Consider the following 24,376-nt stretch of genomic DNA (forward strand, 5'->3'; position numbering starts at 1 on the left):
CGGGGATGGATTATGAAGCGACCTTGACTGATAACAAAACCGTGCTGGTTGTCGACGTGGGCGGCGGTACAACTGACTGCTCTGTGGTCAAAATGGGACCCGCCCATAAACAAAAAGCGGATCGCAGTGAAGATTTCCTTGGCCATAGTGGTCAGCGAATCGGTGGTAACGATCTTGATATCGCCCTTGCAATGAATGCCTTTATGCCGCACTTTGGTTTAGGCTCTTTAATGACCAATGGCAAGCCCATGCCCAGTAAGGCCTTTTGGAATGCGGTGGCGGTAAATGATATTAGCGCCCAGCGAGAATTCAGTACCTTAAGCAGCCGTAAACTGATTGATGAATTGGTGAAAGAAGCCGAGCAGCCACAGTTGCTCAACCGACTGTTAAAAGTGCAACAACAGCAATTAAGTTATCAGCTAGTTCGCCAAGCCGAACGCGCCAAAATTGCCCTGTCGGATGCCGAGAATACTGATATTAATCTCGATTTTATCGAAGCTGCGCTGCACGCGGGTGTGAGTCGTAATTTATTTGAGAATGCTATCGAGCCTTCACTGACAAAAGTAGAAGCCCTTATGCACCAAGCGCTCTCGCAAGCGGCAAAAACCTTAGCGGCTGACGGCTTAGCTCAAGACTCTGTGAATAACGAGAATGTATCTTCCGACAATGCTGCAGAATGCAAACCCGATGTGATTTACGTGACCGGTGGTACGGCGCGAAGCCCTGCGATCTACGCGAAAATTGCCGGTATTTATCCCGATATTCCGGTCGTGGTCGGCGATCACTTTGGCTCTGTGACAGCCGGATTAACCCGCTGGGCACAAAAGCTATTTGCTACGCATTAATATATAAGCACTAATCATATAAGCACTAATGTAAAAGGATGTAGGAATGAAAACTCTGTTGAAGTGTGCGTTTGCCGCCACTGTGGGCTTTTTGCTCGCGGGTTGTGGTGACGATGTAGGTAAGGTGAGCTTAGGGCTTTTTACCACCAAAGATGTGATCATCGATGCTAAGCACGATCCTAAAATTCCAGGGGTGACTTGCCATATTAGTCGTATCGAAGCCAATTTAGATTTTGCCGATCCATCAGATATGGGCATAAGTTGCCGTCAAACAGGGCCAATTAACGCGGCCGATTTGGCTAAGATAGACTTAGGTAAACACGGCGAAGTGATTTTCACCGAATCCCTGAGTATTTTGTTCAAGTCATTAAAAGTGCGCCGAATTTATGATGCGCAGAACCAGACTCTGCTGTATTTGTCCTATTCGACTAAAGAGACCAACGGCAGCCATAAACATGCGCTTTCGACCGTGCCGCTATATGGCTCAGCCGCTTGGGTTGATCCAGCATTGAGTGCTGGAACGAAAGCGAATTAATCGCCGAAGAGTTTGTGGTTTGGTTGTACCTTGGCTGTAGCATTGATATTTGAAATAAGTTAAATATGCAGTAAGGTAAATTTGCAGTCAGTGTTGATAAGAGAAAGGGGCGGAATGTTGATTCCGCCCCTTTTTGTTTTTATAGGCTGCTAGCATTTAGCCGCTAATGACATAACGCAATAAATATTGCCCTCTAACGACCTCGCTTAATCCCTATAACGATCATTATCGCTACTTAGCTTTGGCCGCCAGTACTGCGTTAAAGCGTTCAAACCCTGCGCTGAGATCGGCAATTAAATCCGCGGGATCTTCTAAACCAATATGCAAACGAATTAACGGTTTGCTCGCATCCCACTTAGTCGCCGAGCGGATTTTTTCAATGCCGAAAATGCCGAGGATTAAACTCTCGTAGCCGCCCCAAGAAAAGCCCATCTTAAAGTGACTCATATTCTCAACCAGTGCGGTGACCGCATCGGCATCGCCTTGTTTCAATACAAAGGAGAATAAGCCGTTGGAGGCGCTAAAGTCGCGTTTAAAGAACTCGTGGCCGGGGCAGGTATCAAACGCTGGGTGACGCAGATGATCGACTTCTGGTCGGGTTTTTAACCAGTTGGCAACTTGCAGGGCATTTTTTTCATGCTGCGCCATACGCACGCCTAAGGTACGCAGGCCACGGGCGGCAAGGTACACATCATCAGGGGAGGTAGTTTGTCCCATCAAGTAACTGTGTTCACGTAATTGTGGCCAGTATTTTTCGTTGGCCGTAGCCGTGCCTATCATCACATCCGAGTGACCGACGATGTATTTGGTCGCCGCTTGAATCGAAATATCCACACCCATTTCAAAGGGTTTGCTATTGATGGGTGAAGCCCAAGTGTTGTCCAGCATAGTAATCAGCCCATGTTCGTGGGCGATGCGGCACAAGGTCGGCACATCTTGCACTTCCATGGTGATAGAGCCTGGAGACTCTAAAAACAACACTTTAGTATTTGGGCGAATAAGGTCGCGAATGCCCGCGCCAATCAGCGGATTGTAGTAAGTGGTTTCGATACCAAAACCGCCGAGAATATGGGTACACAGATCCCGCGTTGGCTCATACACGCTATCGACCATCAATAGGTGATCGCCCGCTTTTAAAAATGACAATAACGCCGCACTGATCGCCGCCGCGCCAGAGGGATACAGCGCTGTACCGACGCCGCCTTCTAATTCAGCAATCGCCGCTTGAAACGAAAAATGGGTCGGGGTACCACGGCGGCCATAAAACATCTCGCCGTTGGTTTTATTTTTCGCGGCGTGGCGCATTTCATCCATCGTTTCGAAGACGATAGTCGAAGCACGAAAAACGGGCGGATTGATCACGCCTTTGGTCCATTTTTTGTCTCGACCTAAGCTGACGATTTGGGTGGCTTGATGATGTTTATCTGTCATTGGATCATTACCTTGGCATTTAGGTTGAACGAATAGGTTGAACAATGTTGGAGAAGAACCATTGGAGATATCTAATCTATTGTTATGGCGGCCATCTTAGCATCTGCGCGCAGAAATGACAGGCGGCGCGATGATGAGTTTGACTCATGTTATTGGCGCCTGTCCCTTCGGTTTTTAGATTATGACGCAGGGCTCAAAGGCAACGTAACTCATAATTTAAAGATTGTGTGACTTTAGCTTAAAGGCTGCGTGATTCTTAGCTTAATGGCAAGGTTACTAGGATATCCACGCCATTATGCTCGCTGCGATTGCGGGCGAGGATTTGTCCTTGGTGGAACTCGGCGACCAATCGTGCGATATACAGACCTAAACCGAGATGAGGTTTGTCTTGGGCTTGATTTATCCGCACCGACACCATGGAATCGAAAATCTGCTCCGACATATCAACAGGCAATTCTGGCCCTAAGTTACTGATAAGCAATGTGGCTTGCTTACCGACTTGGGTGAGCGTGACTTCGATGGCGCTGCCTTTATCGCAGAACTCAATCGCGTTAGCGATAAGTTTGTCCATCAATTGGGCGATATATTCCGGTACACCTTGCATCATCAATGGTTGCTCGGGCACTTTTACGCTAAAGCCTTGTTCTGGATAGGTCATTTGATAACCTTGCATACAACCACTGACCACTTGGGAGAGTGGGAATTTAGTGATATCGGCCTGCGTTAAACTCTGCTCTAAGCGCGTTGCTTCGCTCATGTTATTTAAAATCATGCTTAAGCGGCTGACACCTTCTTGGGCGCGGTCGACATATTTTTGCGTGTCTTTATCTAAGGTTTGTAGGTTTAAATGCTCAAGGGATGATCGCACAACCGCCACGGGCGTGCGCAGTTCATGGGACAGGCGCGACGACATGTTTTCCAGATAATGGGTGTATTGACCTAGACGCCCGACAATGCTGGAGAAACTGCGGGACAGATCGCCAATTTCATCCCGTGCTTTAGACGGTTTGAGGTGATTACGTACGCGGCCTTGGCTATCGATGGCATTTTCGGCCTCATCGCGCAGTTTACGGATACGGTTAGAAATGCTCGAAGCGAAAAAGAACAGCGCCAAGGTGCCCATGCTCATAATGGTCAAAATCACGTTAAAGAGTTTTTCCAGCGCGCGGTTACGCAGGGTACGGATCCCGTGGGTGGTTTCTTCGGCGACAACGGCGCCCATCACATTGTTATCTATCCAAATAGGGCTGGCGGCGGCAAGTACCACAGCTTTATTGTCTGGGGTTAAGCGCCAAGTTGAACTTTGCTGACCCGCAAGGGCTTTTTGGATATGACTGCCATCAAGCTCGGTGGAATCTTGCAAGGAGTCGATAAAGTCTTTGGGCGGCTTCGTGAGGATTTTATAGTACAGCGGATGCAAGTAATCGCGCTTGAAAGTTTCCCACAGCGTGGTGCTCTTTTCATCTTCTAAGGTGCGGGTCCACACGCTGTCATTGGCACGAATATCGCCCGATTTTGCCAGTACGCGGCCGTGCTTATCGACCACCCAAATGCGTGAGCTATAGTGGCTCATACCTTTGATAATATTTTCAATTTCTGGCGATGGCACCAACACAGTGCCGAGATTATCGACCGTATCTAAGGCCGAGGTGCCGACAACGGCTGCCACATCGCGGTTCTTGTTGTCGTTAACATCGGAAATGGCAAAACCGAGTTTGCTGCCGACCATGTCTAAGGGAATACGCAGCTCGACATTGTAGCCCACATCTGTGGTCGCCCATTGTCCTTGGATGCGCACTTCAGGTTTGACGGGCACAGTTTGCTTAGGATTGGCGGGTAACTCGAAGGCGCTGATCCAACCGGGTTGCGTGGTGGCAACGATATAGCGTTTAAATTTATTGTCGGGCGCGAGTGTCGCAATCGAGAGATGATCGTTTCTATCGACACTTAGGGCATTTTTGCCACGCAGCACCACAGTTGGGTCGGTCACTTGAAAGAAGGCATACAGATAACCATCGTACTGGCCGACCATGTGAGTAAAGCTTAAGGTCAGCGGCGCGTTGGGATCGGCGCGCATGATCTGATGCGCCTCACCGTACTGGATAAATCTGTGCTGATACTCTTCCCATTCGTTGAGTTTACCGTCGAGCAGAATCGCCCCATTGAGTTGATAGGCGTACAGATCGCGACTCTTTTCCACTTGCTTTAAAAAGCTTGCTTGTCCATCGAACAATTTCGGCCGTTCGTGCAGCGCGGTGGCCAGTGCCTGAGTGGTGCCTTCTAAGGTGCGTTCTTGACCGTGGCGAAGATACTTTTCCATCTCCCACACATATTGATACCCCAGCCAAGGTAGGCAGAGCAAAAACAGGCTAAGGCCGATGACTTTAGTGCGCAGACCAAAGGGGAAACGTGTCATAAGTTAGGGATCAGCATCAATGGGATCAAAAGTGTATTGCTTCAAGGTTACGTGCATCAAGGTATCGCGAGAGTTCAGGCTAAGCTGTCCCAGCGATAACCCATGCCATAAACCGTATCGATACAGTCAAACTCAGGTGCGGTGGCGATGAACTTCTTGCGAATGCGTTTCACATGGGAAGTGATCGTGCTGTCATCGACAAAAATCTTCGCCTCTTGCATTAATTCATGGCGACTGCGCACATGGCCCGGGTGTTTGGCTAACGCGTGCACCATCCAAAATTCGGTGACGGTAAGCTCAATCGGCAACTGGTTCCAATAGACTTGCATGCGGTTAGCATCAATCGTCAGCGGACCTCGCTCAAGCAGATTTTCCTGCGCCGTTTGGCTGGCCGCAAGCTCGGAGCGGCGAAATAAGGCCGCTAAGCGCGCAGTTAAATGGGGAAAACTCACTTCTTTACTCAAGTAATCATCGGCGCCTAAACGCAGGCCACAAACAGTATCAAAGTCACTGTCACGGGCGGTCAAAAAGATGATCGGCAGCGTGCTCGACATAGCACGCAGTGACTGACACAGCATAAAGCCACCGTCAATTTCATTACCTAAGCCGATGTCGATAATGGCTAAATCCGGTAACCGAGTATTAAAGGCTAACATGGCCGATGGTCTGTCGGCATAGGTTTGCACGCTGTAACCGTGTTGTTGCAGCACGTCCTTGTAATTCTCGCGAATGGCCGCTTCATCTTCCACTATGGCGATACGCTTCATAGAGCCATATTCCTATTGACTTGGGGGAGTAAGTTTTCGTGACTATACAGGATTTTACCCGAGATAAAAGGCCACAAATGCAATTGCCATTTTGTTGCCACAATTGATAGTTGCATTGCCATTTTCCATCCCTGCTCATGCCATTCCACTTGTGTTTAATAGCCGCATTCAGTTTTGCACCCGTTTTGACCTGATGGGGTTTTGAACTTGTTGTTCAGGTTCGAGTGCAAGCTCAGCTAATAATCAAAAAGGAATGAGATGATGAAAAAGACACTAATTAATTTGTTGGTTTTGAGTTTATTAAGCGCGCCAGTCGCCAGTGTGTCGGCGCGGGTTTCACTGCAAAACCAAGCTCAAGGACAGGAGCGCAGCTTAGATAATGACGTCGATGCCAGCGGTATGGCGATGGATGGCGAATACGCAAATGAGGACGAACAGCCAGAAGCCTTAATTGGCCTCGGTGGTGGTGCATTAGTGGGCGCGTTAGTCGGTGGCCCAGTGGGGGCCATTATTGGCGCGTTCACTGGCACCTTGATTGGTAAGTCGGTTAGCGATACAGACACGCTGCACGTTCAGCAAAGACAGATCAACCTGCAAGAGTCGCAATTATCCGAGTTGAGTGTCAAGCAACAAACTGCCGAAAAACGCGCTAGCGAGTATGCCAAGGCGCAGCAAGAGCTTGATGAGTTGCTATCTGCGCAACGTCAATTGCTCAGTGAACTCGCCCTAGGGCTAAACGTGCAGTTTCGCACCGGTTCCTCTGAGGTCGAATCGCATTTTTTGCCCCAATTAGATGATGTGGCCGAGGTGATGAATCTGTCGCCTGAGCTTAATTTGGAATTAAAAGGCTATGCCGATCGCCGGGGTGATGTGAGCTACAACCAAGCCCTTTCTGAGCAACGTTTACTGGAAGTCCGTGGTTACCTGATTAAGCAGGGCGTCGCTGCTGAGCGTATGACAACACAAGCCTTTGGCGCTTTATCGCCACTGCAAGCGGAGCAGGACAGGGAATCGGATGTGTTCGATCGCCGTGTGACCTTGACCTTACAGCCTCATTCAACCTTGATGGCAACGCGCACGACGCAATAGCGGTCGATGTTAGTCGTCCATTCTAAGCCGTCAATTTAGAACATTCATTTTAACGACTGCGAACGTCAGTCCATATTGGTTAATAGAAAGAAGGAAGCCTTTGTGATGATCACAGGGAAAAGGGTAAAAGAAATCAGCGAAAGCTTAGCGATATTAATGATCAGTGCCGCTGTATGTTGGGGCTTGCCTTTTGTGGCATTAGCCTCACCCAATAGCACGGGCACATTGTCTGAGCCGCAGAATATTGCCTCGGCGCTGGTCGGCGAAAATACTGCTCAAAGTACAGCAGAATCACAGGTCATTAATTACGATGACATTACTCAGGGGTTGTTGCTTTATCGTCAGCCGAGCGGCGCTTGGGTGCCATCTTTGCCACTCGATACACAAGTGTCGATGCTAGTCTCTGGCTTAAGTAATCGCGTTAGTGTGAAGCAGGTTTTTCGCAATAACACTGAGTTTGTGTTGAATGGGCAATATCTGTTCCCGCTGCCCAATGAGGCCGCGGTGGATTCGCTGCGATTACACATTGGCCAAAGGGTTATCGAAGGGCAAATTCATCCTAAGGCCGATGCCAAGCAGATTTTTGAGCAAGCGAAAGCTGAAGGTAAACGCGCCAGCTTAGTGAGCCAAGAGCGGCCAAATATGTTCACGACCGAAGTGGCCAACCTAGCACCGCAGGAAGAGTTGATTGTCGAAATCAGCTATCAGGAGAGTATCAAATATGAAGATGGCTTATTTAGCCTACGTTTTCCGCTGGTGGTCGCGCCTCGGTATATCCCGGGCTTAACCTCTGATTCAAGTGCTAGCGATTCAGATAATCCTATAGCACAGAGCAGCCAATCGAGCCGAGTGACCAGCTCGCAGGTGTTTGATGCTGACCGGATTGTGGCGCCTGTGCGGGACGGCGCCAATGGACGCGATCCTGTGCTCAAAGCGGACATTCAAGTTTTGCTGGCAAAGGGTGTAGATAAGGCGTCAATTGAGAGCCCTTACCATGACATCAAACTCAAGCAAACCAATAGCGGCGCCGTTGATGTGTCACTGACACAACGCGTGCCTGCCAATCGTGACTTTGTGTTGCAATGGCGCGTACAGCAGGGCACGAGTCCTATGGCTTGGGTGTTTAATCAACAGGGTAAAACCCATAAACCCGATGGCGATAATCTGTCTCAGGACACGCTTGAAACCAGCAAAGCCAACGGCATGAATGAAGACAATTACAGTCTCGTCATGGTGTTGCCTCCTAAAGTCGAAAAGAGCACCCAACCGAGTTTGCCCCGTGAATTAATTTTGGTGATTGATACTTCGGGCTCTATGGCGGGGGATTCTATCGTTCAAGCCAAAAATGCACTGCTTTACGCATTAAAAGGACTCAAGCCCGAGGACAGTTTTAACATTATCGAATTTAATTCCAGTCTGTCTCTGCTTTCAGCGACACCATTACCGGCGACCTCGTCGAATTTGTCCCGTGCCCGTCAATTTGTGAGCCGTTTACAAGCCGATGGTGGCACCGAAATGGCGCTGGCACTGGATGCTGCCTTGCCAAAATCTTTGGGTAGTGTCTCGCCCGATGCCGTGCAACCTTTGCGCCAAGTGATCTTTATGACCGACGGCTCTGTGGGCAATGAGCAAGCCTTGTTTGATTTGATCCGCTACCAAATCGGTGAGAGCCGCTTGTTTACTGTCGGCATAGGCTCGGCGCCTAATTCTCTCTTTATGCAAAGGGCGGCAGAGCTGGGTCGTGGCACTTTTACTTATATTGGCAAAGTGGATGAAGTCGACGCGAAGATCAGCGCCTTGCTGAGCAAAATTCAATATCCCGTATTAACCGATATTCAAGTGCGTTATGACGATGGCAGTGTGCCCGATTACTGGCCGTCACCGATTGCAGATTTGTACCGCGGCGAGCCTGTGCTTGTGAGTCTAAAACGCAGCGCCCGTGAGCCGCAGGAATTAGTGATCTCAGGTCGCCAAGGGCATAAAAACTGGCAACAGTCGTTATCGCTTCAGGACAACTCAGCGGGACTTATCACTAATCAAGGTGCGGGTTTAGATTTACTCTGGGCGCGTAAACAGATTGGTGCATTGGAGCTGAGTAAAAATGGTGCGAATGATGACAAGGTTAAGCAGCAAGTCACGGCCTTGTCGATGAATTATCACTTAGTCAGCGCTTATACCAGCTTAGTGGCGGTGGACTTAACCCCCATAGATTCAACCGCAATGAGCCGCGATGCCGTGGTGCGTCAGCACTTGCCCTTAGGTTGGCAGCCTTTTGGTGCCTTGCCACAAACTGCGACCTCGAGCCGTTTGGATATGTTACTGGGTGCGCTGACCTTGCTGCTGGCCTTGGTGCTTATGGGATCGATTCTGCGACAAAAACGCGAAGAGAAGGCAGCCATGGCGGCGCTTGCCGGTCATCGATGAACCAATGAATCATGAACGACGAGTAAAGCCCGATGAGCAAAGGCAGAACGCAGCGATTTTTAGTGGTGGGATTATTTTTAATTGGCGCAACATTGTTAGGAAAGGGACTCTATATGCAAGCTAAAGCACACTTTGCCCAGTATTTGATTGAACAGGCGTGGACTAAAACCTTAGCCGATGGACAATCTCATAAGCCTTGGTCATGGGCGGATACTTATCCCGTGGCAAAGCTGTCGATTTACCGCGAGCAAGCGGTTAACAACGATATTGAAGCCGAGCTTAATGACAGTTTATATGTGTTGGCGGGTGCTTCTGGGCGAAATTTGGCCTTTGGCCCAAGTTTAGTATTGTCCAGTGCGCCAGCGGGGCAAAAGGGCAATACTGTGATTGCCGGTCACAGGGACACACATTTTGCGATCCTCAATGGTATGGCGGTGGGTCGCCGACTATCGTTGCAGACGCTTAAGGGAAATAACATTATTTATGAAGTAGTTGCGACTCAGGTGGTGCATGAAACTGAAACGCAGTTTATGGCGCCATCCGATGATAATCGCTTAACCTTAATCACTTGTTATCCCTTCGATGCGCTTCAAGGCGGCGCCGAACTGCGCTTTGTGGTGCAGGCGATACCGGTTGAAGATGAGTCAATGGATACGGCTAGTGCCGATGTTTCAGCTTCAACTGGAAGTGGGATGCAAGAGAAGGTCGCTTCTGTATCGCGCAGTTTCACCCATTAGGTCGCACGTTAATTTAAGCCTTAGCGCAATCTTCAACCAAAGCGTTAAGGCTGCTTTGAGCTAATAATGTTAACTAAATAATGCTGAATAAATAGTGCTTATCAGTAACCGCCAAATGACTGTCTTTTAACCATCCTAGCCTGAAGACGAATCATCGGCGTCAGGCTAATTCATTGCGTTTCGGTCATGACTCTCATGTAATTACTCTCAGGTCATCACAATTAGTTGCTGATCGGTAACACGCGATTTCGACCTAAACGTTTAGCGTCATAAAGTAATTTATCTGCCGCTTCAATCAATTGCATGCCCGTTTGTTTTTCTTGCCATTGGGCAACCCCAAATGAGGCACTGATATTATTGATGCGCTCGTCTTTACGTCTGTCTTTCAAACTGAGCTTTTCGAGTCCACGGCGCATGGCTTCGGCCAGTTGCCTTGCAATTCGTAACTGACTTTTAGGCACAATAATCACAAATTCTTCACCGCCAAAACGATACAGTTTTGCGCCATCGCGGCAGGATTCCTGTAGCCGTTTTGCCACGGCGCGTAACACTTGGTCGCCGAGCTGGTGGCCGTAGGTGTCGTTAAACACTTTAAAATGGTCGATATCGGCCAAGATCAAGCAGGTGCCTAAGGGCGCTTGGGCCAACATGCCGGCAAAATCGCTGTCGAAGGCACGGCGATTAAAGCAGCCAGTCAGCGCATCGTAGAGCACATCTTTTTCTGTCTGTTCGAGCTTTTTCTTTAGCGCATCGATTTCGGTTTGCGCTTTCTGCAATTGTCCGGTAAAGAACTCAGTGCTCGAGCGAATATTGTCTGACTCTTTCACTAAACTGCGCACCAGATCGAGCACTTGCTCAACACTAAAACCCTCATCTTCGATGCGGTTGAGCTTTTCAAAATTACTCTCGATGCGCGACTGGAATTCATTGGCATCTAGATTGGTATCTTTGAGCGATTGGGACAGCTCAGTCACCATAGCATCCAGATTCTGGCGCATTTCGCGGACATCGAGTTCAACGGGATCGGCAACATACTGGCGATATAAGAGTTCGCTACTCACAGGAGGACAAGTGTTGTACTGGGCGATAACGGTATCGAGTCTTTGATTTAATTCGGGATTCTGTTCACCAACATAAGTGTACCAAAGCGCATAGTTAACCGGGGTGGTCGGAATTTTATGTTTGAGCATCAGAGGCACTGCTTTTTTGAGATTCAGTGCAGCGGCTTGTAATAACTCTAGCGACATATTGTTACCTTACTTAATGAAAATAAACGGATATTTTAAGATTTTCGCTATTTTATTCTGTTGTTATCTGTTCAAGACTAACCACAAGTACCTCGGCTCGATGAAGGCATGAACACCGTTTGTGCTTGGGCTACAGCGACTCCGTTTGCGCTAAGACTTCCATCATAAACTAAAGATGATATGGTAAAGTCTATCCTTAAAATCAAATAATGATAATAACTTGGGAGAAAGTTGTGAAAAATATCATCTTAGCCACAAGTCTGATGGCCACTATCTCATTACCCGTCTTAGCTGAAACCGCATTTGTGCAAAGCCTCGATCTCGCACAATACCGAACCGATGTTAAAACCTTAGCCAGTGACGCCTTCGGTGGACGTGCGCCTTTATCAGAAGGTGAGACCTTAACTTTAGACTATTTAGTGAAAGCATTTAAAGATATGGGTCTCAAACCCGGATTTGGCGACAGTTATCTGCAGGCCGTGCCTTTGGCGCAAATTAGTGCAGATCAAAATATGCAGCTTGATATCGGCGGGCTTAAATTTGCCAATGGCAGTGAATTTACCGCGAGAACCCAAAGAATCGCCGAAACCGTGAGCCTGAATAAAAGCGATGTGGTGTTTGTCGGCTACGGGATCAATGCGCCCGAATATGGTTGGAACGATTATCAAGGATTAGATGTAAAAGGCAAAACCGTTATCGTGCTTGTGAATGATCCCGGCTTTGCGACTCAAGACCCTGCGGTATTTAAAGGCAATGCCATGACCTATTACGGTCGCTGGACTTATAAGTATGAGGAAGCCGCGCGTCAAGGCGCCGAGGCTGTGTTTATTGTCCATGAAACCGCGCCTGCCGCCTATGGCTGGGGTGTGGTGCAAAACTCCAACACGGGCACTAAGTTCACTCTGGTCGATGCCAATAATAATCAAGGCCAAGTTGGTGTGATGGGTTGGATTCAGCACGAAACTGCGCAAAAAATCTTTACTAAAGCAGGATTGGATTTTGATACCTTAAAGCAGCAAGCTGCCAAGCCAAACTTTAAGGCTATCCCACTTAAGTTGAGCGCGCAGCTCACGTTAAACAATAAAATTGAACGCTCTGAGTCCCATAATGTCGCGGCTTTACTGCCAGGTAAAACGCGCCCCGACGAAGTGGTGATGATGCATGCCCATTGGGATCATCTTGGCACTGTGATTGAAGACGGTAAGTCAGAGATTTTGAACGGAGCGGTCGATAATGCCAGCGGTGTGGCGGGGGTTTTAGCCTTGGCGCGTTACTTCAAACAGCAAGCCAAGACGGCGCCACTGGATCGCTCGGTGCTCTTCAGTGCCTTTACGGCGGAAGAAACGGGTCTGATTGGTGCACAGCATTTTGCTCAGCATCCGAGTGTGCCCACGAAAAACATTGTCGCTTTTTTAAATATTGATGGCATGAATGTGAATAAGGGCGTGGATTACATTTTGCGTTATGGCGAAGGCGTGTCTGAGTTAGAGCAATACTTAGACAAAGCCGCGAAGGCCCAAGACCGTTTAGTTAAAGGTGATCCAAGACCGCAGAATGGGTTGATGTTTAGATCGGACCACTTTGCGCTGGCACAACAAGGTGTACCTGGATTGCTATTTATGAGCCTTGGGGATACCGATCCTGATTATATCGCCCATAAATATCACAAGCCTGCCGACGATTATGATCCAAGCTGGAATTTAGGTGGTGTCAGCCAAGATTTAGACCTTATCGCCAGTATGATTACCAGCTTAGCCAATAGTACCGATTGGCCCCATTGGCTTGAGTCATCCGACTTTAAAGCCAAGCGCGAGCAAGATGGGCGTAAATAGTGTTAATGAGTTGAATCATGAGGGCGCCAGTAGGTGCCCTTATTTTTAGCACTGATTTTAGCTGGGAATTGAGCGATAGTTTTAGCGAGGCGTAGCGATTTAAGACAATAAGAGTCTTAATGGAATATATTTGAATTAAAAAGAATAACTGATGGAAAGCATAGGGCCGATAAAGCTGTAATAAATGTTGTAATCGGCAATTTGAGTGTCTTTATTCGGCGAGTTTTGGGCGATATCCACATCAACTTTGTAGTAGTTATAGGCCACGCTCATGCGCCAGTTCGGGGTGATTTGTGCATCAACACCGACTTTAATATCAACAAGCTCGCCTTTTACATCATTGAGTGTGATGTAGAAATACTGTGCATGGCTGGTGACTTGCCAACCGGGAACAAACTCATACTGACCATAAATGCCAAAGTCCGGCAGTGGCGCAGTGACATTTTCATCAACAATGCGCGGAATCGCTTGGCTACCACAGACGTTATTGAGTAATTCTGACGAAGCGCAAACACCAATCACACCTTCAAAACCTGTCTTGATAAACATAGTGTGTAAACCAAATGACAGACCCACATCATAGTTACTGCCTTGAAAGACATCATAACCATAGCCTAAGCGCAGCACATCGATGTTTAAGGTTGAACTGAGTTTACCGCCGGCTTTGATATCGTAAATGGTGTCGTTGATTTCGAGCTGGAAGGGTTTGGCTAGGGCTTGGGTGTCGGCGCTACGGTGGAGTTGTTTCCAGTCGAGGTAGATATTGTGCCGCTCGTTGAAGTGATAATTTAACTCGATAAAAGGTAGGAATTCGTTTTCAGCGAGTTTGAGATCAGATTCATAATCTAAGGTGAAGTTATTACCCGAAACTGGGTTCGTGACTTCCATATTGGTGTCTGATTGCGAGTAGAAGCCGCCTAATTGAATAGTAAAGTCATCGGCTTGCACTTGAGTGCTGACGAGTGACGCTATGATGAGGGGTAACAGGCGAATCGACATGTTAAGGAGTAACTCCAGCATTATTCTTATTATGTTTAGCGATAAGGTCAGACTTTAGTGCCATAAAAAAATCGACATTTGGAGTTTAACAGCAAATTTCGCGATGTGAATAAAATGTTTTAAAAGATGCGAAAATTTGTGATTTAAAACAAAAATAGGACTTATTTTAGCGGCATTGAATGAAATTTGAGCGAAACATCACATCAATTGTGGATTGAAGGCTAACGCAAACGGTAATGGAGGGGCTAGTGCTACCTAGAAATGACTTCAGTATTGCAGCTTTGCTTGTGGCGCGATATGCCAATGGATGTGAAACATGATAAATGGGGGATAGTAATCAATTTAAGAATATCTAGCGGCGTGATACCGCTAGATATTGATATTATATCGCTGGTCCGCTATTTAGGCTCGATAACGGGCGTCACAGACGTTTCTACATTGTCAGTAATGACCACTTTGGGGCTACTTGGCTCATCTTTATTAAACATGCCTAAACGGATGCGAATAAAGTGTAAAATTTGCGCGGCAATATCCACATTCAAACAGGATTCTAAGCCTTCAAATCCTGGGGATGAGTTTGCTTCGCAAATTTTGTAATGGCCGTTATCAAACAATAAATCGATACCCGCAACATCGAGATCGAGAATATTGGCTGTTTGCGTGGCAAGCCATTCAATTTCAGGAGTGATCTGAAATGGACGCGCTGAGCCGCCGGCACTGACATTGGCTTTAAAGCTGTCTTCTTGACCACGCCTTTCGTAGCAACCTGCAACACGACCACCGATGGTAAATACCCGAAGATCGCGGCCATGGCTGTTAGCGATAAACTCTTGCAGAATAATGTTAGCGTTTTTGTTGGTCGCTTCAATTAACTGCATTAGATCGTCAAATTCACGTGCCTTATGGGATAAAAACACACCGCTGCCCTGTGAGCCAGAAAGCGTTTTAATCACCACAGGAAAGCCGAGATGGCGCTCTACGAGGGCGATATCAACGGGGAATTTAACCAACATAGTTTTAGGCGTAGGCAAATTCTTCTCGGCCAACAATTGCTGGGAGAATAATTTGTCTTTAACGATTTCAATGGCTTTAGAAGGATTGAGGCAATACACCCCTAATCTTTCTAAGTGGCGAATAATGGCTAAGGCAAAGTAAGTTGTGCCTGATCCCATTCGCGGAATAATAAAATCGGGCAGCTCGACGGCTTGCCCATTCAATAAAATACTCTTGTTATCTTCTCTGGTGACAGTCAGATCAAATTCATCAGGTGCGTAAACTTCCAACTGTATGTTGTCGGCTTTTGCTGCCGCCAGTAGACGCTCAATTTCATACCATTCAGGTTTTAGCTGAGTCGCGGTTTCTTTATATAAAATCCAACCACGCATTTAGTAGCAAACCTTAATCTTCATTCTTTATCCTCGGGTTCAGGTTCATCCTGAACATCATCTTCAATATCAAATACAGCCTCAGCCTCAACTTCTATTTCGGGCTTGGTTGCAGGCAAATGCACTGTACCAACCACGGCATAAAAGGGTTTCCCCATGGCGAGCCTGCGATACTTTACCCAGATCTGCTCTAACAAGCTACTGGGCGCGATATTTCCTTTGGCGACTTCCACAAATTGGGCTTCATCGGAGGTGCAGGGCAAGGTTTTACCTTCGGCTAAATTCTTCATTGCATGACCATGCAATTCAAGCAGTTCAGCTTCTTTATTGGTAAAATCGCCGCTTCGTTTGAAGCCTTTGGGGAAATTCGCGTCGTCGTAGAAACGTTTTTGCGAGACAAAACTGGCAGCAGCTGAGCCGTTAAACGTCTCAGAACCCTTGTTAGCGTTTGAAAAAGACTGTTCAGACATGGCAGATACCCTCTAGTTTTTGATATACAAAGATTTGCAACTGGAGTATTGGCTAGTATTATTGATTTATAAATCAAAAAAATTTGCCTATGTTGGTCAAGAATTTTTATGGATACCGATTTACTGAAAACCTTTCTTGAAGTCTCCCGTACTCGCCATTTCGGTAAAGCGGCCGAGAATCTGTATCTCACGCGCAGTGCTGTGAGTTTTCGAGTCAAGCAGCTTGAAAGCATTTTAGGCGTCGCGCTGTTTGAGCGGCAGCGTAATAACATTCAGCCCACACCCGCAGGCGAGCGCATGCTTGGCCATGCAGAGGCAGTATTAACGGCATGGGAGCGTGCTAAACAAGATGTTTCCCTCAGTCAGTTACAGTCGACTCAGCTTGCCATTGGTGCAGGGCCGAATATTTGGGATGCCTATTTGCAAGGTTATTTACAGGGATTACATGTGGGGCTGCCCGGCGTTGCGCTGCGGACCGAAGTGCTGCCTGCCAATGCGATGACGCGCCAATTAATGGACCGCACCCTCGATATCGCGATTTCATTCGATCCGCCAAAGCTTGATCAATTTGAATTAGTGCAGCTGGGGCAAATTAATTTGCTGTTGGTTTCGAGCCTAAAAGGTCAAACGGTGAATGCCGTGGTGCCGGGGCAATATGTGAAAGTGGATTGGGGGACGGCGTTTAATATTGTGCATGCGCAAGAATATGCGTCGCTGCCTGTACCAACACTGCACACGAGCTCTGCGCGTATCGCCTTGGATTTCATCTTAAATAATGGTGGTTGTGCTTTCTTACCCGAGCATTTGGTGCAGCATGCTTTGCGCTGTGGCGAATTGCATCACGTCAGTGGCGCCAGCGCCATTTCAAGAAATGTGTATGTTGCCTATTGGGCGGAAAATGATCGTTTAGCCCAGATCAAACAAGCCATCGACTTTTTAAGGGACGATGGCTCAGTGTTTGCTCATGCGACTATCTAAAACGTCTGTGTTAAAACACCAGTGGCGCCAATACGACCAGCCAAGTTAATCCACACAGTGCAAGACTCATAAACACGGCAGCCGAGGCAATGTCCTTGGCTTGGCCGCTGAGTGGGTGAATTTCACTGCCAACACGATCGACCACAGCTTCAATCGCCGAGTTTAAAAGCTCAACAATCAACACAATAAACAGTGTAAAAATCAGCAACAAACGTTCAATCGTGCTGATATCAACCCACAAAGCCACGGGTAACATGATGATAGCTAACATTAATTCCTGTCTAAAAGCGGCTTCGTGGACCCAAGCGGCCTTTAAGCCCTTCATCGAAAATCCCGTCGCTCTGAAAATGCGTTTAATACCGTGATTGTTGGCTGGTTTCATAGTGTTTCCAATAGACATTAGCGACAACGCGCTGAGGTGTTGCTCATTCAAACAGGCTTGATAAAACCAACTGTTGTGGATTTTAACATTTGACTGAGTCAATAAATTTGGCCGCAGTATAGCCCGAGATGAAAAGCGCATAAACAATTAACTGAGTAAAATCGTCATCAACATTCGTTGTTAACTTAGGTGCTTAGTGACTTTCGACGGTTTTTTAGTGCAACTTGAGCTATGCGTTCTAAGCTTGATGAAGGATATATTGTCAGAGTGAGCAAGGGAATGACTCATACCAGCCCGTTACAAGATTTAACATTTCATCGGTTTATCCGCTTTCGTTTTTTCAAACAACGCCTGCTCTTACTCAGTCTGCTGATATTCGGTTGTTTAGCCCCAGTGACCTATGCGCAAAACTCTCCACCTTCGATACAGTTGGCAACTGAGTTTGATGCCCAGCAAGAGATTCATATTCAGGACTTTTTGATTAGCGAAAAACTCGACGGGGTGCGAGGTTACTGGAATGGTCAGGCATTATTGACCCGGCAAGGTAATCTTATTGCTGCTCCAACTTGGTTTATCGCGAATTTTCCGAATTATCCCCTCGATGGTGAATTATGGCTTGGGCGAGGCCAGTTTGAGGCTATGTCGAGCATAGTTCGACAAACCTCAGCCAAGGATGATGACTGGCACAAAGTGCGATTTATGGTGTTCGATGTCCCCAAGGCGGATGGCGACTTTCAGCATCGCTATCAATTTGCGTTGACCGAATTAAGCGATAAATCGCATTATCTTGAAGTTATAGCGCAGTTCCAAGTGGACAGTCTTGAAGCTCTGTATCAAAAACTTGATAGCTTAGTTGCTAAAGGCGCTGAAGGATTAATGCTGCATCGCAGCTCCGCGACGTATGTTAGTGGCCGCAATCCTAATTTGATGAAATTAAAACCCTATTATGATGCTGAAGCGACAGTGATCGGCCATATACCAGGTAAAGGTCAATTTGCAGGGCAAATGGGTGCAATAAGAGTGCAAACCCCAGACGGCCGGATTTTCAACATAGGCACAGGTTTTAATCTCGCTGCGCGCCAACATCCCCCCGCCGTGGGCGCAATCATCACCTATAAATATCTGGGTCTTACCGTAAATGGCTTACCCAGATTTGCCAGTTTCCTGCGGGTACGTGTCGATTTAGATGAGAGTAATAAAGTCATTTCATCGCAAGAAGGAAACTAGCGGGCAGTTCTGCCCGCAATACTGCTCCGCTAGTATTTAAATTATTACTCGTAAAAAGTGACTGTAGTAAGTAGTTGTTCACTATAACTAAAAATATCGTCTACTGAACTAATGGGATGACGAGTTTCATTTTTATTAGCATCCATTAATCCAAGGTATTTTTGTTTAGCATTAAAGTGCAATCGACATAAAGGCTTACGATTGTTGTCATCTAGTAACACACCAAAGTAGCTTTGTGTATCTCTCGCAATAATTCTATTTACTTCTAATTTTTGTCTCAAGATGGCTTTAATAATATTGAAACCTTCTATTTCTTCATCTGTTGTAATGACTTTAATTTTTTCGTCATCGGAAATTATTAAAGACTCGCTTGAGTTTTTATCTTCAACAACTGGCTTATCCCCACCAATAGCAGATTTTAATCGTTCATTGATACTGTCGCTTAGAAATTGTCTTAGTGCTTTATGCGTAATCTCTGCGAATTGGTGTTTCACTTTGGGTGTGAGAACACCATCGTAGGCTCTTGAAGCAAAAAAGCGGATGAATTCGTCCTCAGGTTCTTTAAACTGCTCGCTTATGATACGTTTTATTTGGCTTAAGTACTTAAGTTCACCTGCTGCACTTACGATGGAATCTACATCGAATGAACTTTTGGTGAGTTTCTTTACTTCAGGAATTAAATGCTCGTCAATATTTTCCAGATCCAGTGTAAGAAATGGTTTTTCATCCATTTTATTTGGAGCATCTAGGTCGGTATAGAACTGATACTCAGTGCCATTTGTCAAAATGGCAAGACGGGCGTTCGTTACTGAAAAATAACGAAATAGCTGAGCAGCATGTTTTATTGATAGTTTTTCGTTGTACTTTTTACATTCTATCAGTATTTGTACTTCGCCATCTTTCATTAAAGCATAATCTACTTTTTCACCTTTCTTACAGGCAGTATCGGCAGTAAATTCCGGAACAACTTCATTGGGATTGAATACGTCATATCCCAAAACTGTATGCAGGAAGGGCATGATTAAGGCATTCTTTGTCGCTTCTTCGGTTTGAAGGCTACTAGCAATTTGTGGGATACGTTTAGAGAGAACATCAATCCTTTCAATAAAATCCATTTCACATTTCCTCTTGTTGTACTCTGTTGCTTATTTTTTATTCCAGTGAATTTGCAGCGGTTTGTAAGTTCATAATCGTTTAAACCGTACATGCAGTTATAAACCTAGCCGATAAAAGAACCATATCAAGTGAAATTATTAGTTTTTGTGGTATTTATCTAGTATTTACAAGTACGGCTGAAGATTTATTAAATAGACCACACATGAATTGTTAAGCAGATACTGAGTGATACCACTTGAGTTCAATGTGTTGCCCTTTATCATATATACAAATCATGTCATATAGAGTGTATTGTAAAAGCATAAAGTGTGATAAGTGGCTGCGCGACAAGTCGAACATGATGTTGATAACCTAGCGAATACTGGCGTATCACGATGAACGTTAATGTATAAATTAAAACAAACCTTCCATATTTACTGATTAATTGGCAATGATTTCACTCCTATGTCGCCTTAATTTGACAACTCAGGCACAAAGCACATTTAATCAATTAATCATGACGATGGATAAGCTTTGACTGTTGAAGGATTGAATGAAATGAAAGAGGCGAGAGTGCAACGCATATTAATGGTGTGTATGGGCAATATCTGCCGTTCACCGACGGCAGAAGCTGTGTGTCGCTTTAAGGTTGCGCAGCGCAGGCTTAATATTGAGGTGGACTCTGCGGGTACTATTGGTTATCACCAAGGGGATAGGCCTGATAGCCGTGCTATGGCGGCGGGGAAAAAGCGGGGTTTTAGTTTCGATGGAATGCGGGCACGGCAGGTTGTGGATGTCGACTTTGAACACTTTGATTTAATTTTGGCGGCGGATAAGGCCAATTTAGCGGATTTGCGTAGCCGTTGTCCGCTCGAGTTTCAGTACAAGTTACAGTTAATGCTCTCCTATGCGGATACGCAAGTCACAGAAGTGCCGGACCCTTACTATGGTGGCGATCAGGGCTTTGAACTGGTGTTGGATTTATTAGAGCAGAGTATGGATGCCTTGCTCGATAAGCTGGCCTCAGGTGCGCAAAAGTAGTTGCGCGTGACAGTGTTTTTTAACGCCACATCTCCGTTTATTAAAATAAAAAAGCCAGCATATTCAATATGCTGGCTTAAATTTTAAATTTGATGAATTAGCCTAATAAGCTTGAATATCAAAGTCATCAGCGCCTTATCTTCAACACACTCCGCGCGTTATTTTCAACGCTCGCAGAGTCGCAAGCTGATTTAGTCGTGATGGCTTAGTCGTTATGGCGTTTGCCTGAACGTTTCAGCTTTTCATTAGCCAGTTTGGCTTCTTTCTCGGCTTCTTTTATGGCCATGATACGGGCGACTTCAATCTTCTCAAGCTCGGCCATCGCAGGCGTTTCTAGCGAGAGTAGGCCGATTTTGCCTGAGCGGTATTCATGCAGCAATAACTCAGATGCCTTGTGCATATCGATGCGACCACCGGGACGCAGTGCGCCACGTTTACGACCAATCGCTTCGAGTAAAGCCACGTCATCCTTTGGTAGTTCACTGAGGTTATAGCGCTCACAAATCTCTTTTGGATAAGCGGTTAAGAAATACTTAGCGGCGAACAGAGCCACATCTTCATATTCCATTGCGGTATCTTTGATAGCGCCAGTGACGGCGAGGCGATAGCTGCTCGCTTCGTTATCCACTTTGGGCCACAAAATCCCTGGGGTGTCCGAGAGTACGATACCGTTACGTAAATTGATCCTTTGCTGGGTTTTGGTGACCGCTGGTTCGTTACCGGTTTTGGCGATAACACGGCCAGCTAAGGTATTGATGATGGTGGATTTCCCAACGTTGGGGATCCCCATGATCATAGTGCGTATGTCTTTTTCGGTTTTATCGCGACTCGGCACTAGCTTACGGCAGATATCAGGGATCTTTTTCACCATTGCCGCTTGCAGTGTGGTGATCGCTGTGGCTTTTACGCCTTGTTCGCGTTCTAAGTATTCAATCCATTGTGCTGTGATCTCTGGATCGGCCAGATCAGATTTATTGAGCAGTTTGATACAAGGTTTGTCGCCTCGAAGCTGAGCCACCATGGGGTTTTCGCTACTGTAGGGAATACGCGCGTCCAGCACTTCGATAACAAGATCGACCTGAGGCATTGCCTCTTCAATCTCTTTGCGTGCCTTGTGCATATGCCCTGGATACCACTGAATTGCCATGATAACGCCTTGTCCTAAATAACTTAAAGAACGGCTATTCTACCTTGAAGGTGGCGAATGTCATAAAAAAAGCGCCCTAAGGCGCTTTAATCGCTTAATCCTTGACTGTCTCTTGCGATTATCTCTCGGATTAATGGGCGGTATTCGGGGTTAAATAACGCCAAGCTCGCGCAGTCTTTCCATCAGATAACTGTCGGCGGTATAACGCTCAGACAGCACGACAGCAGGGTTTGGATGTAAAAACAACGGCAAAGAGATCCTTGGTTTGGTTTTATCCGTACCTTCAGGATTGATGACGCGATGTGACGTCGACGGGAAATAGCCGCCAGACGCTTCCTGTAGCATGTCACCGATATTGATAATGATGCTGCCAAAATCACTGGGGACATCTAACCAAGTGCCATCTTTGGCTTTCACTTGCAGTCCAGGCTCATTGGCTGCAGGTAACACAGTGATAAGGTTGATATCTTCGTGGGCTGCCGCGCGAATGGCGCCCATTTCTTCACTGCCCGTCATCGGCGGGTAATGCAGAATGCGCAGCAAGGTTTTTTGGCTGTTGGCGATCATTTCTGGCAATGGCATCGAAAACTTGGCTTTTACGTCTTCGGGTGAGTAGGTTTCAATCCACTCTAAGAGCTCAGCGGCCAGCGCGTTGGCTTTGTCATAATAGGCGAGAATATTGGCACGCAGTGAATCGGGGATCCGGCCCCAGGGGTACACGTGGTAATACTCTTTAATGTCTTTGACTGTGTTGCCTTTGGCAGTTTCAGAAATCGATGCTGGGAAGAAACCGTCGTGGGTTTCCTTTTTAAACATGTAGTCGTTTTTAGCTTCTGAGTTAAAAAAGGCTTGCCACTCGGTGTAGATGTCTTCAACTAAGCGCTTATCAATCGGATGATTAGATAAAACACCAAAGCCAGTTTCCCGAAGTGATTCAACGAATTGCTGGGCACTGTTTTCAGCGCGGTAATCAATGGTTTCTAATTTCATTGTGGTTTCTACTTGTTATATTTAGTTGTAATTTGACCCGCTGCAAGTGTAGCCGTGCGTTGGAGCGGGTGCAAATACTCAGCGAGGGTGAGTGAGAGCAACTGCTGTATTTTCCGTCACTTATGCTGTCGCTTAATGAGCAATGATTTAAACGCATAGATTAGGACTGACTTAAGTGGCAAGATTTTAGCCGTTAAACCCGTTAGTATGGGCTATTGGATTTGTTGTGATTGGATTGATGTCGGCCGCATTTTGAAGCCGAGCGCAAGAAATCTTGCTTGGAGTGGGTCTTATGTGGGCTTTTTATGGATCAGCTCCTTAATCAACTGAATGAAGAGTATCAAAATAGACAACGACGTGAGTCGAAAGGGCATTAATATGAACAAACTGACCGATTTTGAACGCTATGTTATCGAAGAGAAAGGCACTGAACGCCCCTTTAGTGGTGAGTATTATGATCATGATGCCAAGGGTTTGTATTTATGCAAAAAATGCCATGCGCCCTTGTACCGCTCTGAGCATAAATTTAATGCCCATTGTGGTTGGCCAGCCTTTGATGATGAAATTGCCGGCGCTGTAACGCGCCATGTCGACGCCGATGGCCGCAGAACCGAGATTGTCTGTAGCCAGTGTGGCGGCCATTTAGGCCATGTTTTTGAAGGTGAGATGTTAACCCCCAATAATATTCGTCACTGTGTTAACTCCGTTTCTATGGTTTTTAAAGGGATGGATGATGCTGTTGAACCAGCATCGAACAGCTTTGCGACTTTTGGCGCAGGGTGTTTTTGGTGCGTCGAGGCTATCTTTCAAAGCCTCAAAGGCGTGGTGAACGTCACTTCTGGCTATGCCGGCGGTGATGCCCATGATGCCGATTATAAATCCGTTTGCTCGGGCCAAACTGGCCATGCAGAGGTTGTGCATGTCGAGTTCAGCCCAGAGGAAATTGATTTTACGACGCTGTTGCAGGTCTTTTTTGAGAGTCATGATCCGACTACGCTCAATCGTCAAGGCAATGATAAGGGGCCACAATATCGCTCTGTGGTGTTTGCCCATAATGCCGAGCAGATTGAGCAAACCACCGCTATGTTGACTCAGTTAGCGGCGGCTAAGGTTTTTGATGCGCCTATTGTGACCCAAGTGTCAGCATTTGAGACGTTTTATCCCGCTGAAAATTATCACAATGATTACTTTGCTTTACACGGTGAGCAACCTTACTGTCAGATGGTCGTGCGCCCTAAAGTCGATAAAGTGAAAGCCTTGTTTGCACGATTGCAAAAAGCTTAAGCAATTCAGCGCAGGATGCTAAATACAAAAACGCCACCGATAAAGGTGGCGTTTT

The 24,376-nt window shown here is 46.6% G+C and carries 21 protein-coding genes; 10 read left to right on the forward strand and 11 right to left on the reverse strand.

Annotated features, from left to right (window positions below):
- A partial coding sequence (gene yegD / locus BM607_RS22070) for a molecular chaperone (protein WP_249269546.1) occupies positions 1-845 on the forward strand: 845 nt, incomplete at its 5' end.
- 46 nt (positions 846-891) lie between these two features.
- Positions 892-1,380: a CreA family protein gene (locus tag BM607_RS04070; protein ID WP_071938817.1), complete on the forward strand. Its 489-nt coding sequence runs from the start codon at positions 892-894 to the stop codon at positions 1,378-1,380.
- Between the two features lie 231 nt (positions 1,381-1,611).
- Here the strand turns inward: BM607_RS04070 and BM607_RS04075 are convergent, their stop codons facing one another.
- From BM607_RS04075 to pdsR, 3 genes are all read right to left on the reverse strand, one after another.
- Entirely contained in the window at positions 1,612-2,811 is a 1,200-nt protein-coding gene (locus BM607_RS04075; protein ID WP_071938816.1) for a cystathionine beta-lyase, read from the reverse strand.
- A 256-nt stretch (positions 2,812-3,067) separates the two neighbouring features.
- Entirely contained in the window at positions 3,068-5,227 is a 2,160-nt protein-coding gene (gene pdsS / locus BM607_RS04080) for a proteobacterial dedicated sortase system histidine kinase (RefSeq protein ID WP_071938815.1), read from the reverse strand.
- A 74-nt stretch (positions 5,228-5,301) separates the two neighbouring features.
- Positions 5,302-5,994, reverse strand: a complete 693-nt coding sequence (pdsR, locus tag BM607_RS04085; protein WP_006081337.1) for a proteobacterial dedicated sortase system response regulator — start codon at positions 5,992-5,994, stop codon at positions 5,302-5,304.
- Positions 5,995-6,252: 258 nt separating this feature from the next.
- Here pdsR and pdsO point away from each other — a divergent pair, with 258 nt between their 5' ends.
- The 3 genes from pdsO (at position 6,253) to BM607_RS04100 (ending at position 10,244) form a co-directional block, all read left to right on the forward strand.
- Complete coding sequence (gene pdsO / locus BM607_RS04090; protein ID WP_071938814.1) at positions 6,253-7,083, forward strand: sortase-associated OmpA-like protein PdsO; 831 nt, start codon at positions 6,253-6,255, stop codon at positions 7,081-7,083.
- A 105-nt stretch (positions 7,084-7,188) separates the two neighbouring features.
- Positions 7,189-9,507 (forward strand): marine proteobacterial sortase target protein, encoded by a 2,319-nt coding sequence (locus tag BM607_RS04095; protein ID WP_071938813.1) that lies wholly within the window; start codon positions 7,189-7,191, stop codon positions 9,505-9,507.
- A gap of 32 nt (positions 9,508-9,539) precedes the next feature.
- Positions 9,540-10,244 carry a class GN sortase gene (locus BM607_RS04100; RefSeq protein WP_071938812.1) on the forward strand — a complete coding sequence of 235 codons (705 nt, stop codon included), beginning with the start codon at positions 9,540-9,542 and terminating at the stop codon, positions 10,242-10,244.
- 221 nt (positions 10,245-10,465) lie between these two features.
- On the opposite strand, the gene BM607_RS04105 is transcribed toward BM607_RS04100, so the two are convergent.
- Entirely contained in the window at positions 10,466-11,491 is a 1,026-nt protein-coding gene (locus tag BM607_RS04105) for a GGDEF domain-containing protein (protein ID WP_012587834.1), read from the reverse strand.
- 209 nt (positions 11,492-11,700) lie between these two features.
- On the opposite strand from BM607_RS04105, the gene BM607_RS04110 reads away from it, so the two are divergent.
- Positions 11,701-13,323 (forward strand): M28 family metallopeptidase, encoded by a 1,623-nt coding sequence (locus tag BM607_RS04110; protein ID WP_071938811.1) that lies wholly within the window; start codon positions 11,701-11,703, stop codon positions 13,321-13,323.
- A 135-nt stretch (positions 13,324-13,458) separates the two neighbouring features.
- Here the strand turns inward: BM607_RS04110 and BM607_RS04115 are convergent, their stop codons facing one another.
- From BM607_RS04115 to BM607_RS04125, 3 genes are all read right to left on the reverse strand, one after another.
- The gene (locus tag BM607_RS04115; protein WP_006086376.1) at positions 13,459-14,322 is read right to left on the reverse strand and encodes a DUF481 domain-containing protein; all 864 of its coding nucleotides are present in this window, start codon (positions 14,320-14,322) and stop codon (positions 13,459-13,461) included.
- 398 nt (positions 14,323-14,720) lie between these two features.
- On the reverse strand, positions 14,721-15,707 hold the full coding sequence (locus tag BM607_RS04120) for a RimK family alpha-L-glutamate ligase (RefSeq protein ID WP_011846616.1): 987 nt from the start codon (positions 15,705-15,707) through the stop codon (positions 14,721-14,723).
- Between the two features lie 20 nt (positions 15,708-15,727).
- Entirely contained in the window at positions 15,728-16,177 is a 450-nt protein-coding gene (locus tag BM607_RS04125) for a DUF413 domain-containing protein (RefSeq protein WP_011846617.1), read from the reverse strand.
- Positions 16,178-16,285: 108 nt separating this feature from the next.
- Here BM607_RS04125 and hdfR point away from each other — a divergent pair, with 108 nt between their 5' ends.
- Entirely contained in the window at positions 16,286-17,155 is an 870-nt protein-coding gene (gene hdfR, locus BM607_RS04130; RefSeq protein WP_071938810.1) for an HTH-type transcriptional regulator HdfR, read from the forward strand.
- Positions 17,156-17,165: 10 nt separating this feature from the next.
- Here hdfR and BM607_RS04135 read toward each other — a convergent pair whose 3' ends face one another.
- On the reverse strand, positions 17,166-17,537 hold the full coding sequence (locus BM607_RS04135; RefSeq protein ID WP_006081347.1) for a diacylglycerol kinase: 372 nt from the start codon (positions 17,535-17,537) through the stop codon (positions 17,166-17,168).
- Between the two features lie 279 nt (positions 17,538-17,816).
- On the opposite strand from BM607_RS04135, the gene BM607_RS04140 reads away from it, so the two are divergent.
- Entirely contained in the window at positions 17,817-18,764 is a 948-nt protein-coding gene (locus BM607_RS04140) for a DNA ligase (RefSeq protein ID WP_071938809.1), read from the forward strand.
- A gap of 44 nt (positions 18,765-18,808) precedes the next feature.
- On the opposite strand, the gene BM607_RS04145 is transcribed toward BM607_RS04140, so the two are convergent.
- Positions 18,809-19,879 (reverse strand): type I restriction endonuclease, encoded by a 1,071-nt coding sequence (locus tag BM607_RS04145; RefSeq protein ID WP_011846620.1) that lies wholly within the window; start codon positions 19,877-19,879, stop codon positions 18,809-18,811.
- 538 nt (positions 19,880-20,417) lie between these two features.
- On the opposite strand from BM607_RS04145, the gene BM607_RS04150 reads away from it, so the two are divergent.
- Positions 20,418-20,900, forward strand: coding sequence for a low molecular weight protein-tyrosine-phosphatase (locus BM607_RS04150; protein WP_071938808.1), 483 nt, complete (start codon positions 20,418-20,420; stop codon positions 20,898-20,900).
- Between the two features lie 205 nt (positions 20,901-21,105).
- On the opposite strand, the gene ylqF is transcribed toward BM607_RS04150, so the two are convergent.
- Together ylqF and BM607_RS04160 are read right to left on the reverse strand one after the other, a co-directional pair.
- Positions 21,106-22,047, reverse strand: coding sequence for a ribosome biogenesis GTPase YlqF (ylqF, locus tag BM607_RS04155; RefSeq protein ID WP_012587827.1), 942 nt, complete (start codon positions 22,045-22,047; stop codon positions 21,106-21,108).
- Between the two features lie 150 nt (positions 22,048-22,197).
- A complete protein-coding gene (locus BM607_RS04160) occupies positions 22,198-23,037 on the reverse strand; it encodes a 2OG-Fe(II) oxygenase family protein (protein ID WP_006081351.1) in 840 nt (279 codons plus the stop codon).
- A 378-nt stretch (positions 23,038-23,415) separates the two neighbouring features.
- Between BM607_RS04160 and BM607_RS04165 the strand changes: the two genes are divergently transcribed.
- On the forward strand, positions 23,416-24,321 hold the full coding sequence (locus tag BM607_RS04165) for a bifunctional methionine sulfoxide reductase B/A protein (RefSeq protein WP_012587826.1): 906 nt from the start codon (positions 23,416-23,418) through the stop codon (positions 24,319-24,321).
- The last annotated feature ends 55 nt before the right edge of the window (positions 24,322-24,376 follow it).

The sequence above is a fragment of the Shewanella sp. SACH genome (assembly GCF_001887095.2).
Lineage (GTDB): Bacteria > Pseudomonadota > Gammaproteobacteria > Enterobacterales > Shewanellaceae > Shewanella > Shewanella baltica.